The sequence below is a fragment of the Prosthecobacter sp. GW821-HT29F12 genome (genome assembly GCF_058803405.1).
In genome coordinates, this window is sequence record NZ_CM179517.1 from 3,725,370 (window position 1) to 3,739,558 (window position 14,189).

12 protein-coding genes are annotated in these 14,189 nt (G+C 56.6%); 8 read left to right on the plus strand and 4 right to left on the minus strand.

What is annotated here, in order from left to right:
* Window positions 1-87 precede the first annotated feature (87 nt).
* Window positions 88-1,623 (minus strand): YifB family Mg chelatase-like AAA ATPase, encoded by a 1,536-nt coding sequence (locus AC3RLQ_RS15315; RefSeq protein ID WP_493038523.1) that lies wholly within the window; start codon window positions 1,621-1,623, stop codon window positions 88-90.
* 280 nt (window positions 1,624-1,903) lie between these two features.
* Between AC3RLQ_RS15315 and AC3RLQ_RS15320 the strand changes: the two genes are divergently transcribed.
* From AC3RLQ_RS15320 to AC3RLQ_RS15330, 3 genes are all read left to right on the plus strand, one after another.
* Window positions 1,904-2,260: a hypothetical protein gene (locus tag AC3RLQ_RS15320; protein WP_493038525.1), complete on the plus strand. Its 357-nt coding sequence runs from the start codon at window positions 1,904-1,906 to the stop codon at window positions 2,258-2,260.
* Window positions 2,238-3,419 carry a glycosyltransferase family 2 protein gene (locus AC3RLQ_RS15325; RefSeq protein WP_493038527.1) on the plus strand — a complete coding sequence of 394 codons (1,182 nt, stop codon included), beginning with the start codon at window positions 2,238-2,240 and terminating at the stop codon, window positions 3,417-3,419. Before AC3RLQ_RS15320 ends, AC3RLQ_RS15325 begins: the two co-directional genes overlap by 23 nt.
* A gap of 150 nt (window positions 3,420-3,569) precedes the next feature.
* Window positions 3,570-5,069: an exopolysaccharide biosynthesis polyprenyl glycosylphosphotransferase gene (locus tag AC3RLQ_RS15330; protein WP_493038529.1), complete on the plus strand. Its 1,500-nt coding sequence runs from the start codon at window positions 3,570-3,572 to the stop codon at window positions 5,067-5,069.
* A gap of 9 nt (window positions 5,070-5,078) precedes the next feature.
* Here the strand turns inward: AC3RLQ_RS15330 and AC3RLQ_RS15335 are convergent, their stop codons facing one another.
* Both AC3RLQ_RS15335 and AC3RLQ_RS15340 read right to left on the minus strand, forming a co-directional pair.
* On the minus strand, window positions 5,079-6,242 hold the full coding sequence (locus tag AC3RLQ_RS15335) for a glycosyltransferase (protein ID WP_493038531.1): 1,164 nt from the start codon (window positions 6,240-6,242) through the stop codon (window positions 5,079-5,081).
* 3 nt (window positions 6,243-6,245) lie between these two features.
* A complete protein-coding gene (locus AC3RLQ_RS15340) occupies window positions 6,246-7,352 on the minus strand; it encodes a hypothetical protein (RefSeq protein ID WP_493038533.1) in 1,107 nt (368 codons plus the stop codon).
* A 189-nt stretch (window positions 7,353-7,541) separates the two neighbouring features.
* Here AC3RLQ_RS15340 and AC3RLQ_RS15345 point away from each other — a divergent pair, with 189 nt between their 5' ends.
* Window positions 7,542-8,681, plus strand: coding sequence for a glycosyltransferase family 2 protein (locus AC3RLQ_RS15345; RefSeq protein WP_493038535.1), 1,140 nt, complete (start codon window positions 7,542-7,544; stop codon window positions 8,679-8,681).
* Between the two features lie 88 nt (window positions 8,682-8,769).
* Here the strand turns inward: AC3RLQ_RS15345 and AC3RLQ_RS15350 are convergent, their stop codons facing one another.
* Window positions 8,770-9,786: an IS630 family transposase gene (locus tag AC3RLQ_RS15350; RefSeq protein ID WP_493030878.1), complete on the minus strand. Its 1,017-nt coding sequence runs from the start codon at window positions 9,784-9,786 to the stop codon at window positions 8,770-8,772.
* 531 nt (window positions 9,787-10,317) lie between these two features.
* On the opposite strand from AC3RLQ_RS15350, the gene AC3RLQ_RS15355 reads away from it, so the two are divergent.
* From AC3RLQ_RS15355 to AC3RLQ_RS15370, 4 genes are all read left to right on the plus strand, one after another.
* The gene (locus AC3RLQ_RS15355; RefSeq protein ID WP_493038537.1) at window positions 10,318-11,112 is read left to right on the plus strand and encodes a class I SAM-dependent methyltransferase; all 795 of its coding nucleotides are present in this window, start codon (window positions 10,318-10,320) and stop codon (window positions 11,110-11,112) included.
* 26 nt (window positions 11,113-11,138) lie between these two features.
* Window positions 11,139-11,867 carry a polysaccharide deacetylase family protein gene (locus AC3RLQ_RS15360; RefSeq protein WP_493038539.1) on the plus strand — a complete coding sequence of 243 codons (729 nt, stop codon included), beginning with the start codon at window positions 11,139-11,141 and terminating at the stop codon, window positions 11,865-11,867.
* 131 nt (window positions 11,868-11,998) lie between these two features.
* Window positions 11,999-13,159 carry a glycosyltransferase family 4 protein gene (locus AC3RLQ_RS15365; protein WP_493038541.1) on the plus strand — a complete coding sequence of 387 codons (1,161 nt, stop codon included), beginning with the start codon at window positions 11,999-12,001 and terminating at the stop codon, window positions 13,157-13,159.
* Window positions 13,160-13,325: 166 nt separating this feature from the next.
* The gene (locus AC3RLQ_RS15370; RefSeq protein WP_493038543.1) at window positions 13,326-14,165 is read left to right on the plus strand and encodes a class I SAM-dependent methyltransferase; all 840 of its coding nucleotides are present in this window, start codon (window positions 13,326-13,328) and stop codon (window positions 14,163-14,165) included.
* Window positions 14,166-14,189 lie beyond the last annotated feature (24 nt).

A 14,189-nucleotide genomic window follows, 5' to 3' on the forward strand; every position in this document is an offset into this window, starting at 1 on the left:
GCTGACCACATACATGCGATGAACGCGGGGTTCTTGCGGGCATTTGTCAGGTACTGTCGTTGTCTTGCGGTGCCACGCTTCGGGCGATCATGCCCACATCTTACGGTCCAGCGTGCGATAGCCGATGGCTTCAAACACGTTGTCGGCGCTGATTTTTTCGTGGCCGCCAAGGTCGGCCAGAGTACGTGCCACTTTGAGAATGCGGTCGTGAGCGCGGGCACTGAAATTCATCTCGCTCATGGCGTGTTCGAGGCAGCCTGCGGCCTCGGCATCAAGTTCGCAGTGCTTTTTGATGAGGCGTGGCGTCATGCTGCTGTTGGCATGAACACCCGCATGCTTGGCAAAGCGCTCCTGCTGCATGCCACGTGCGGTTTCGACACGCTTTCGAATGGGCGCGGAGGCTTCACCTCCCTCGCGTGAAGCCAGCGCCTTGTAATCAACCAGCGGCACATCCACATGAAGATCGATTCTATCAAGCAACGGACCACTGATGCGCTGACGATAACGCTGAATCACCACCGACCCGCAACGGCACTCCCGTTTGAGATCCCCGTAGTAGCCGCAGGGGCAGGGATTCATGGCCGCGACGAGCATGAATTTCGCAGGGAAAGTGACGGAGCCTGCGGCGCGTGAGATGGTGACCTTGCCGTCTTCGAGCGGCTGGCGCAGGACTTCCAGCGTGCTGCGCCTGAATTCAGGCAGTTCATCAAGGAAGAGAACCCCGTTGTGCGCCAGGGAGACTTCACCCGGACCTGGATTGGAGCCGCCGCCGAGCAGACCGGCATCACTGATGGTATGATGCGGGGAACGAAACGGACGCGTGGCCACGAAGGCGCTGGCTTCGCCGAGCAATCCTGCAGCGCTGTGTATCTTGGTGGTTTCGATGGCCTCCTCTTCGCTCATGCCGGGCATGATGGTGGGAATGCGTTTGGCGATCATCGATTTGCCGGTGCCCGGAGGCCCGATCATCAGCAACCCGTGTCCACCGCTGACGGCGATCTCGATGGCCCGAATCGCATCGGCCTGGCCCTTCACATCATTGAAATCAATGTCGTAATGGGAGACTGCGGCGAACAGTTCCGTCGCACGGCAGGGCTCGGGCGCGATTTCCACATCGCCTTTGAGGTAATCCACGACTTCACGCAGATTTTGCATGCCCACGATATCAATCCCGGCCACGACACTGGCCTCGATGGCGGCACGCTTCGGCACCAGCAACCGTTTGCGCCCTTTGCGCCGCGCTTCGAGCGCCACTGCGAGCAGGCCACGCACCGGCCGCAACTCACCATTTAGGGCCAGTTCCCCGATCATGGCGGTTTCCGCCAGAATGGCCATGGGGATGCGTGCCCGATGGGCAATCAGCGAAATGGCGATTGGCAGGTCAAAGCCGGGCCCCTCCTTTTTCAAATCTGCGGGAGCCAGATTCACGGTGGTCACCCCGTCGTTCATGATAAAACCAGAGGAGGAAATTGCGGCAATGACGCGCTCGCGGCTTTCCTTCACCGACGCATCCGGCAGACCCACGATGAACATCTTGGGCGTTCCGCCGCCATCATGCGATTCGATCTCCACTTCCATGGCATCAACGCCGACGAGGGTGGCTGAGTAGGTTCTGGCGATCATTCGGTGCGAATATTGACGGGGGCAAGATGAGAGCAAGCGCGCATCACGCCGCTCCTCCCGCTGCTGCGAGCTAGTATTTTCTGACGCACTAGGGATTAAGACAACCCAACAAAATAAAAATATATATTAAGCAATACCATTTTCATGGTTGCCACGCCCACTAAATCTTGCACCTTGAATGGACATCCAGCAATACCACCTAAATCTTGATAAGTCAGACTGTTAGGCAGCTGCCTCGGCACAAGAAAGCTCCTCGCACATTTGCGGTCATATTGAGTTAATGAATTGGATGGAAATAATTGAACGGCAAAGCAGTAAAAATTCCAGAGTGTGCCTTGATGGGAGCCTAGGCATTGCCGATTTTCAAGTTCAAACGGCACAAGTCCAATTGCAAGAATCTACACTCACGCATAAATCCTTGCCGAAACACCTGGAAATGCACCCTCATTTTGACCGGCAGAACCTGCCGGTTACTTATTCGCAACTCGCTTCTGAGAAGTCACGTCTTTGCACCAAATCTGTTCAGCAGTTAATGCTCTTATTAGGGTGGAATATCAGAAACCCAGAAGTGGAAGCTTGCCATTTGATGAATTCAGGTGCAGCAAAGCCTGCCCATGAGCAGCCCCCTCCCGCTTAACAACATAAGCAACCATTCAGAAGCACCTGCTGTTGATTTGAGTTTCGTTTTCCCGTGTCTCAACGAGGAGGCAACTCTAAGCACATGCATTCAGCAGGTTAAGGAGAGCCTGACACCAAGCGGGATCAGCTATGAAATCATCGTAGCCGACAACGGAAGTACCGACCGTTCCCGGGAAATTGCACTTTCCATGGGTTGCCGTGTAGTTCCGGTGGCAGCGCGTGGCTATGGAGCTGCACTGCGGGGAGGTATCGAGGCGAGCCAGGCCGAGTACGTGATGTTTGCAGACTCAGACAGCACGTATCTCTATGCGGACGCCGCACCGCTTTACCGAGCAGCCAAGGACGGGAACGCGGACATGGCGATTGCATCCCGAATGATCGGCCGCATCGAGCCAGGAGCAATGCCTCCCCTGCACCGCTGGGTAGGAACACCAGTGCTGACCACACTGATCAACTGGCTCTTCCATGGCAAACTGTCCGACTGCAATTCCGGGTTTCGTTGCATTCGCAAAGCGGCTTTTGCGCGCTGGCAAATCCGCTCCAATGGAATGGAGTTTGCCTCCGAGTTGCTGATCAAAGCCCTCAAGGCAGGCGCAAGTTCCGTGGAGATTTCCTCTGGACTGCGCAAAGGACCGGAGGGGCGCGTCGCTCACCTGCGGACCTGGCGTGACGGCATGCGTCACCTGCTGTTCATTTTTTCCGAAAAACCGCGGCTGTTTGAGTTGCTTGGCTTTGTGACCGTGCTGCTCACCACCCTACTTCAGGTGACGGCTTTCTTTACGGGTCCAGTGAGCATCGCCGGAGTATTTCACATTTTCGACCTCCACAGCGAGGCCTTGCTGCTGCTGGCAGGCATTATCGGTGCGCAGTTCTACCTTTTCAGCTGCATGCTCTATTTGCAAAGTTCGGACCGCCCAATGGGCATCACTCGGAAACTCATCCATCTTGATGAAGGGGTGCTGTTTTTCTCACTCCTTGCGACATTATGCGCCTGTGCTGCGCTGGCGGCTTACATCGGCATAAGATGGTCGTTGTCAGGATTCGGCAACCTCAATCTGGCCCGGGATCTGCTCTTCTGGTTTCACCCTCTTTCCATCTCCATTTCATTTTGTGTCGGCCTGCTTGGTCTGCACGTGCTTAAGAAAGCTCAAAAGTGAAATCCCCCCTATCAAGCCCCGCCTTGACGGGAGAATTTTCCGAATTACACACCGGACAAGTTTTGCAAACTAACGTAATTGTGACTCGTTGACTGACCTAATTGCAGTTCTTTTAACTGTTCAGCTTATACTTTAGCACGACTGTAATATATGCATAGCTCATCCACAGGTCACTGGACCAAGATAGGCACTCGCGCCCTGCGAGATGTCTTTGTTTTCATCGGCGCGTACCTGCTTGCGAACTACCTGCGGTTTACCGCTCTGTGGCATATTGAGGATTATGTGGCTCCAATCCTTGCCGGAGCGATAGCCCTCAGTTCGTCGGTTTATATTCTTGGACTCTACTCCGTCGAATCGCAGCGGAGATCCACCTTCTTCATTCATGGCATCCTGCTGAGCTTTGCGTTCATCATTTCATTCATGATCATCACTCTGGTGGGTTATCTGAGTTTTGACCTGCGCATCGGTCGTGGTTTCATGGCTCTGGGCTGTCTGTTTGCTTATCCGCTGCTCCTGGGTGGACACTGGCTGATGTATCACAAGCATCGAATCGCCCCGATGCGGATCGCGTTCGTGGCGGAAACTGCCGAAGAGTTGGAGGAATATCAACTGCTGCGCACCCTGTGTCCGGCCGGTGTACAGGTAGTCGGGCGTATCAGCATAGATGAAGAGCAGGACGCCGAGGACGGCTTTCTAGGCCGACTGCGCAATGTGCGCAAACTGATACGGAGGCACAAACTTGACCGCATTGTTTTCACAGAAAAGCGGGTCGAAGACGAGAAGGCCCGAAACGAATTCAGACGGCTGCGCTATCTGGGCTTTCAATGCAGCAGCTTAATATCAATATGTGAACGGCACCTGAACTATGTGCCCCTGCATCTGGTGACGATGAACTGGCTGCTTCAGTCGGAATCTATCTCGCGCTGCTTCTATTTCAGCAAACTGAAGCGGTTCTTTGACATCACTAACTCTCTGATCCTGCTGGTTGTGCTGGCTCCTTTTTTGCTGCTGGGCATGGCGATAGTGCGCATATTCTCCCCCGAGGGGCCGGTGTTCTTCAGTCAGGAACGCGTGGGACGCTTTGGCAAACGGTTCCAGATCTACAAACTGCGCAGCATGGGTATTGATGCCGAAAAATCCGGTGCCGTCTGGTCCTCAATCTCCAAAGACCCGCGTGTCTTCCCGGGTGGTGCCTTCCTGCGCAAGTACCGGATCGATGAAATCCCGCAACTCCTCAATGTGCTGCGCGGAGAGATGTCCTTCGTAGGGCCACGGCCGGAACGACCGGAATTTGTAACAAAGCTGGCAGGTGTGCTGCCTTACTATCAGGAGCGCCACATGCTGCAGCCCGGACTCACTGGCTGGGCGCAGGTATGCTATCCGTACGGGGCATCCATAGACGATGCCAAATGCAAGCTGGAGTATGACCTCTATTATTTGAAGCACGCAGGAGTGCTCTTCGACAGCCTCATCCTGCTGGACACCGTGCGCGTTGTGCTAGGAGGGGGCATGAAGGCAAACACCCGGCAGCGCTATACGAAGAACAGCGATTTTGACTATGCGCATGGGGACGCCCTGCGGCTAGCCGACGTCCCCGATCCAGCCGCCGTCAACTCTGACGTGCGACCAGGAGTTGCCGAGGCTGTGTGATCCCAACCGTCAGCTCCCACGCAGCAAGGCGAGATACTTTTGTGCGCAGTTCTCCCAGGAGAAGTTTGCGGTGGCCTGCTGTAGCACGGTTTCGTCCGGCGGATTTTCCAGCGCTTCTAGCAGTGCCGACGCATAGGCTGCGGCATCGCGCTGCTGAACTAGAAAGCGCCTGCCCAACAGCGGCTCAACCACTTCGGCGATGCCACCCACATCCATGCACACAGGCGCACGCCCGCTGGCCATGGACTCCAGCACCACATTCGGCACGCCTTCATTGTAGCTGGTCAGGCACACCGCATCAGCCGCCTGCATCCAGAGCGCCACCTGCGGCACTCCCTGGCGTCCGAGAAAGGAGACTTGTTCCGTAATGGCAAGTTCCGCCGCCTGAGCGCGCAAGGCACCTTCCAGCGGCCCCCCGCCGATCAGCGCCAGCCGCACCGGCTGCGGAGAAGCCGACACCACGCGGGCAAAAGCCGCCAAGAGCAGATCCAGCCCTTTGACCGGCAGGAAGTTGCCCACAAACAACAGTACACGTTCGTTCGGGGACAGATTGAACGCAATGCGCGCAGCGCTGCGTGATGCAGGCTTGAAGGTGTGAACATCCACCCCATTGTAAATCGCGTGAACTTTGCCGGCATCTGCTCCGTGCGCGATCAGCCGATGCGCCAGATCCTGACTGCGCGTCACTACTGCTTTCACGCGACGAGTCATGGCCAGGATCGCACGCCGTCTTGCCGGCATGTCCAGATACTGGTGCACGTCTGATCCCTGCGCCACAGCCACCACAGGCACGCCCCATGCCGCCGCCTCCAAGGACACCCCACACGCATCTGGAAACAGCCACGGCACCAGAACCGCCTGCGGCGAGAACTCGCGCGGCAGCATTTTTCGCGCCCTGGCAAACGCATGCGCAAAGAGCCGGTGGTTCATACCCCCCAATCTCGGCACATAGGGCGTCCAAAAGTAATCCACCGGCAAACCGGCGTCTTCGGCACGCGCCTGCAACCGCGATGACGCGCCACCAAAATACCGGAGCGACGGGCGAAACGCCAGCACACGAATATTGAGACCGGGGTCCAGTTGTTGCAGGGCATGCACGAGCGTGGCGTTGTCCAGTCCGCGCCATGGCTCGTTCAGATCTGGAAACAGATTAGTGGCGACGAGCAGATTCATTGGTCAGTTCTTTTGCAGACACGGCGGCGGCGCATACAGATAGTCTCGACAAGGCCCCGCATCCCCTTCAGTGTGGCCATCTTCCGCCGCGTGGAGAATGTTCACCATCTCTCGTGCGCTTACGTAGTGCAGGCGGAAGTCCTCCTCCACTGCCAGTTGAAGCAATTCCTCATGAAAGCGCCTGCGAGCGTCACCGATCACAGACTGATGATTCTTCTCCGGTGCACCGTGTGTGTGCAGTTTGATGAAGCACCACCCTTCTGCACCCTGCACTGAGATGCGTGCATTGCGCCAGTTCTTCAGGCGGCGGACGGTCGGCGGATTGGCCGGACCGAGATCGGAGTTTTCCACGCGTGGCATCACCCCCCACTTGCGCCGTTCCCAGTCCAGCATCAGCGGCCCCTGCACCAGCAGCAGATGGTCCGGCTTCTCACGCAAAGCACGCGTGCTCCCGCCCAGTGCCGTGACCCATGTGCCACGGTGATGCGAACAGCCATTCGGCGTGCTTCGGGAGTAATACAAACGGTTCACGATCGGAGCCTGCGTCCGATGCGGCGCAGAGGGCATGGTCAGGTCAGCATAGCAGCCCGCCTGTTTCAGCATGGCAAGTTCACCATGAACCCCGCAGCCTTGACCAGCCGGGTCGGAGTTATCCAGCGCCCAGTTGCCATGGATAAAACCAAACACCGGCGCGCCGGCGGCATCGCTGCCCAGCAGCCCGTGACTACGCAGGTCAGCCTTGCCATGTTCGAGGGCGGCACAAAAATTCTCCGCCGTGTCCTTGTCGTGGTGCAGGTGTATCTCCACTTCGTTTCGACTGCTCACGCAAAGCTCCGTCAACGATTGCACGACATCCCGGTCGTATTGTTCTACCGGATAAAAAAATGTATGCCGGGGTCTCTGGCCGTCATGGTCCAAGCCGGTCTCCAGGATGCTCGGCAGCTTGTCATGCCACTGCTCCATGCGCCGCAAGGCCCCCGCCTTGTCGGTGTGGTGAAAGGGCTCAAAGTGATCGCAAACCGCCAGCATCACATCGGTCACTCGCTTCGCAGGCCGGGCAAGCTGCTGATACAAATAAGGTATCAGCCATTTGTGCAAAGCCTTCAGCATGTCCGCGCATGGTAAACCATGTCATTGTGCACTATGGCAGTCAGAGTGTAAAATGGCGGCATTGATGTTACGGTTAACATGGCCTGAAGAAAGACATGATCAAAACTTTGCAGGTGAAAAAACTGCTGCACTCTCTGCCTTCGAATCGGGCACGGTCAACTTGATTGTCAGTGCTGAAATACTCCTACAATGACGATCGCCATCGCCCTACTTCTCCTGTTTGTGTTGTATGTTCAGATTGGCTATGCCGCACTGATCGGACTGCTGGCACGCCTGCGCCCACGGCCCGTCGATTCGGCACAGCCGCCGCCGCAAGCAGTCAGCATCATCCTGTGTGTTCACAATGAAGCGCCACGCATCCAGGAGCGCCTGCGCAACCTCGCCGCATGTGAATGGAGCGGCATCCGTGAAATCCTAGTCTTCTGCGATGGCTGTGAAGACGACACCGCCACCCAGGCTGCGACCGCTGGCGTGGCAGAGGTATGTGTCATCTCTTCCCCAGTACAGCGTGGCAAATGGGCGGCGCTGAACGAGGCCGTCCTTGCTGCGCAACACCCGGTCATTGTGTTTGCAGACGTGCGCCAGTCGTTTGACCGCATGGCCTTGCTGGAACTGACACGCCTCTTGCAAGATCCCGCAGTGGGCGCGGTAAGCGGCCTGCTGGAAATCGCGGCTTCCAGCAGCGGTGGCGGGCGCGGCGTGGATCTGTACTGGAAAATTGAACGCAAACTACGTGAGTGGGAGGGCCGCTTTGATTCTGTCATCGGCTGCACAGGTGCCATTTATGCGATCCGGCGGGAGGCGTTCCAACCGCTGGCGGCTGACACGATCCTAGACGATGTCATTGTGCCGATGCAGATCGCAATCTCAGGCTGGCGAGTAATGTACCAACCGCTGGCTGTTGCCTACGACCCACAGACGCTGGATCCAGTCAAAGAAAAAAGCCGAAAACGCCGGACGCTGGTGGGCAACTACCAGATGCTGGAACGACACCCGCGCTGGCTGCTGCCCTGGCATAACCGGCTCTGGTGGCAGCTGCTCTCGCACAAATACGCCAGACTAGGTGTTCCTTGGCTGCTGCTCGCCATCCTGGTGATGACACTACTGGCGCCGAAAACGCCCCTGGTCTGGCTGCTGCTGGTCGCCCAGACAGTTTGTTATGCACTCGGCATCACCGGCATGCTGCGACCAGCTATTACCTCCAGACTGGTGACCATCCCTGCGGGATTTTTGCTGCTGCAGTGGACCTGTGCCCAGGCCTTCTTCGCCTACGTAGGCAGCCGACGTGATCCGCTGAGTCTGTGGCGGCCTGCAGCCGTCCAAAAATAGCTAGCGACTCCGAACAAAGTCTGTTTTGACACCCACGACTATTGCCTTGGCTGTGGTAACCGTTCCAATTTATAGCAAATCGCAAAACTCATTTCCGGATCGAGCAGATGGAGGCGGTCTGAGAGGCCGATGACATGAAGTGGTTGAGAGCGTGGCAGAGACGGTCTTCGAGCTCCGCGCCGCTGCGTGCGATCCAGTCGGCAAAGAAGTCGGCCTTCAGGCGCAGCCACAGCCGCTCAATAGGGTTGAAGTCCGGGCTGTAAGGCGGCAGGAACAGCGCTTCGAAGTGGTGCCAGTTGAGCGTTTTGACCTTGTGCCAGGAGGCGTTGTCGAGCACCAGCACCCGGCGCAGATCCGGTTTCGCTGGCACGCTGCGCGCCAGTTCGTCAAGCCAGCACTGGAAGACAGCGCCATCGACGCCATCAAACATGAGGCTGAAGAACTCGCCGCTCTGCGGACAGACGGCTCCTACGACGCTGCGGCGGATATGCTTGCCGAGATGCGGCACCTTGGGCTTGCTGCCCGGCTGCACCCACCGGCGTCTTGGCCGGGGATCGCCATCCACGCCGCACTCGTCACCGAACCAAAGCTCGACCTGTGGGTCTGCGGCCAGTGTGGCGATCTGCGTGCGGAAGCTCTGGCGCTGCGCCTCACGCTCGGGTTCATCCAGCAGGGGCAGCGGCCAGGGACGCGGCACGCGCAGGTGAAAGTCCAGGTCATGGAGATAGCGCACCACGGTGCTGTAGCTCAGTTCGGCCTGGAGCCGCCCGAGCAGCCAGCCGTGGACCTTCACGCCAGTCCAGTGCTCCATGGCCGCCTGGGCGGGGTCTTTGAGCACGGGCACCAGCACCTCTTCGAGCCGTTGCAGGGCGATCTTGCGTCTTCTGCCTCCCGTGGGTTTGCTGATGAGCGCGTCGATGCCTCCATGGTTGTATTTGATGATCCAGAGCCGAACCATGCGCTCGCTGCGGCAGAAGGTCTCGCAGACGTCCACACGGTCCATGCCTCGCAGCAGGCAGCGCATGGCGGCCAGCCTGATGTAGCTGCGCTTGTTGGGCGCGGCCTCCATCGCCGCCTGGAGTTGCTCCAGCGTGGCGTTGTCCACATCAGGTCTGAGTTCTTGCGCTCTCAACAACCATCCTCAAAGCACTGCCGCACGTTTTGTACAGCACTTTTTGCTCCGCTATCCGGAAATCAGTTTTGGAAATCGCTATATGATTTCCACTCCTTCATCCATGCGTATTCTCTAGATTAAGAAATCGATGACAAGCGGCGCACTTGCCCGATATGCTCACACTCCAGGGACATTACCATTTGGAACGGATTCGAGCCGGTCAGGTTTGTAATACTTGTTTTGGGTTGGTTTGTTTGACTTCATTTCAACATTAGGCAAGATTGGTCTGACTTTTGCGTGCATTGTCTGCACATTTTAACCAATTTAGTTAACTCCATCCCTTTTACTCACACCTATTGATCATACACTCTCAATTGCATATTCCCAATCGGGCAGTTTCTGGCATGGTTAACCAAATTGCTTGTCGAGTTTTGCATTGAGAGCTCTACCATCACTCCACGTGTTCAATGAGCATCGCTGGGAACAATAATCCGCAACTTTGATTAAGTCATAATCCTAACGATGAGCTCACTCCAGCCACAAACACACGCGAACGCACAAGAATTTTTCGACAAAATCGCGGAGGACTATACCGAGCGGTCACAAACCGCCGTTTTCAATGTCAGTTCACTGAGTTTCAGTCGCCGCCAGGATATCGTCACACGTCAGCTCCTCAACACCCCAAAGGGAGGTACTTTGCTGGACTATGGCATGGGTCCGGCAGTTTTCGCCCCCCCCGCAATCAAGGCAGGGCTGCGCTACGTCGGCATCGATATTTCTCCCAAAATGATTGAGCTGGCGCGTGGCATGGACCTGCCCAATGCCGAATATCACCTTGGTGATCTTGATCTGCTCAATGAGTTTAAGAATAGTGCTGACACGGTTCTCCTGATCGGCTTGATTGATTACTTGCAGGATCCGGCTGACGGTCTCCGCAAACTCGCCCGAGCCGTGAAGCCTGGCGGGCGCATCATTCTTTCCTTTCGCAATCACTACTCACTGCCGCGTATCATGCGCAACGGTGCAAAGGCGGTCTGGCGCATGTTGCGTCCGGCAGCCAAGGAAAGCGGTACGGCCTTTGAAGCGCCCGTATTGGAAAACTCCTTTATTCCACAACGCGACCTCATCCCACTGCTGCGCGAGGAGGGCTTCACGGAGTTCAAAATTGATTACCTCGATTGTTCACCCGTGTTTTGGAACATGAGCCTCCCGCAGTCAGTCTGGCGGCTTTTGAAGCGCGTTGACGAAGTGCTTTCAGGTTCGGCTACATCGTTGATGTGCGCCTCTGGAGCACTCATGGCCTATAACAAACGCTGATCATCCGCATGGCGTTTGCATGCCTCATGTACCATTCGTTGTCCGACGGACGGTTCCCCGATGCCCAGTACCTCAAATACACCACAACGCGTGAACTCTTCCGTGCGCAATTGAACGGTCTGCTTCAGTCTGGCTTTGCCCTGGGTACTTTCGCAGATTTAAAGCAGCCGGGCAGTCTGCCGGAAAAGTTCTGCGCCCTCACTTTTGATGACGGGCACAAAAGTTCACTCGAACTCGCAGAACTGATGTCGGCTGCCGGGGTCCGTGGGACTTTTTTCCTCACGATGAACTACTGTCGGGACCGGCAAGATTTTTTGCAACCGGCTGAAATACGCGAACTGGCAGCCGCTGGATTTGATCTCGGCACGCACGGTGCATCCCACCGCGCTTTGTCAGGCCTGCCAGATTCTGAGCTGCGGGAAGAATTGCATGCCAGCAGGTGCTGGCTTGAGGACATTATCGGCAGTTCGGTACAGACCATGTCACTGCCGGCCGGCCAGGGCGGGCTGAAGGTCCGCCAAGCGGCCTTTGAGTCCGGTTATCAACTCATCGGCAATTCTGTCGAGCAGATGAACCAGTCAGTACACCTGCCCGCAGAGATCAACCGCTTCGTTGTACTACTCAACCACACGGTTTCGAAAGTGTGCAGGATCGCCACCGGTTCACCAGCCTATATTTTGCAACGCCGACTGCGCACAGCTTTGCTGGCACTGCCTAAGCGCGCCTTGCGAACCTATGACCGATTACGCCAATAATTTTCATCGAAAATGAGAGATTCAAAATGAGTGATTCAAGTTCAAGACTGGGCCAACGGCTCCGTATCCTGTGGGTAAACTGCAGGCTGCTACACCCGTTGAACGGAGGTGACCGCATTCGCACCTACAACATGCTCAAGCAGCTCAAGCAGAACCACCACATCACCTATCTTTGCTTCCACACAGCCGCAGACTCCCCCCTTGCGGTTGAGAGTGCGAAGGAGTTTTGCCACGAACTCATCACCGTACCATACGAACCTTGGGTCAACGGTTCCTTGAAGTTTTTTCTGGGCGTCTTGTTCAACAGTCTGTTCAGCAAGGTCCCGTTCTTTGCGGCGAAATACCGCTCGGCGGAAATGGAGCGCCATATCAAACGGCTCACGCAGCACGATGCGACCGACCTCGTTGTCGCCGACTACCTCGCCTCCATGATCCATTTCACTGGATCAGCGCAGCGATGCGCCAAACCTCTCATGATTTTCCAGCATAACGTGGAGTCCCAGATATGGAAGCGCCACACAGAAGCCGCCGGCAATCCCATCAAACGGGCAATTTTCCGCCAGCAATGGCGTCTCACATGCCGTTGGGAGCTGGATTGTGACGCGGTGGCGGACGGCCAGGTGTCCGTGTCTGCGGACGACTGCAAAGTCTTCCGTGAAGAGCTTGGGTTGACCAAGATCCTCGGCGACGTGCCAACAGGGGTTGATCTGGAATTTTTCTCGCCGTCCACGACACCCCGGAAACCCAATTCACTAGTCTTTCTCGGCTCGATGGATTGGATGGCCAACATTGACGGCACCCTGTTCTTCGTTCAGGAAATTCTCCCTCTGGTTCGTATGGAATTTCCAGATGTGACCTTTACTATTGTCGGACGCAATCCGCCGCCACGTATTAAACAACTTGAGGAAGCAGGCATTCGCGTGACAGGCACTGTGGGTGACGTAAGGCCATACCTGGCCGAGGCGGCGGTGATGGTCGTTCCCCTGCGTGTGGGCGGCGGGACGCGCATTAAAATTTTCGAGGGGATGGCTTCAGGCATTCCGGTGGTGTCCACTCGCATCGGCGCCGAAGGCTTGCCGGTAACGCATGGGAAAAACATCCTGCTGGCTGACTCGCCTCAGGACCAAGCCTCGCAGATCGTATCGCTGTTTAAATCACCAGACAAAGCAGAAACAATCGGTGCGGACGGACGCCACTTTGTCGAGACAAAGTTCGGCTGGCCAGCCGTGAACAGGATTTTTGAGAATTACTGCCGCCAGCTTTGCACCAAGGAGAAGTCCGAAAAGTGTTAGAACGTTTTACATCGCTTCCACACCAAAGCACTATTTGGCCGCGCCGTAGCGCAGTATGGCAGCCCACGCTTGTTTTAAAGTCGGAAGACACATTCACAGTTTGCTGTTACAAGTTGTTTCATCGACATATTCGTTCGCAGCCGCCTTTTCACTCCCCCGCATAAGTATGTCCTCCAAGCTCGAACGCACTCCCGAACGTCTGCGCCATCACTTTCAAGTGGAAAAGGAACTGGCATCCCGACTACGCCGTTCCACCCGAGCCGAACGCACCGCACTGTTTAAAACCTTGTACGGCGAGCTCTTCGAGCGCGTGCCAGACCATCCACGCCTCACACGGCGCGATACGCCTGAGGCCAGTCAGCGCAAAGTTCAGTCCCAGTTGCGGCTGCTGCTTCCCTACCTCAAACCGGACACTGCGTTCTTGGAGTTCGCACCCGGAGACTGTCGTCTCGCCGCTGCCGTGGCAGGCAGGGTCCGGAAAGTCATTGGCGTTGACATCTCCGATCAGCGTGCCGAGACGGAGACCAAGCCGGACAACCTGGAACTGATCGTTTATGATGGGTACGACCTGAATTTGCCAGATGGCTCAGCTGACGTCCTGTTCAGTTACCAGTTTCTCGAGCATCTTCACCCGGATGATGTGGACGCCCATTTCAAACTTGCCCGACGCCTGCTCAAACCCGGGGGCGTCTATGTCTTCGATACCCCGCACCGTTTCTCGGGGCCGCATGATGTTTCTCGCCACTTCGGCAACTCCCTGCAATGTTTCCACTTTCAGGAGTGGACTTACCGGGAGATGCGTCGGCTGCTCCTGCGCCATGGCTTTGCCCAGGCCGCGATGTACCGCCATGGAAAGCCGGTGGCGAGCGGCTGGATGAATGTTGTCCATGAACTCGGAGAATGGGCGGTCGAACACCTTCCAAACTGCCTGCGTACCAGAGTCGCCGCTCGCCTGTTTGCCTCGGTGACGATGGCGGCTGAGGCGGACACTCCGGTTAATGCATAACAAATATAAAAATGCCGAGTGAAG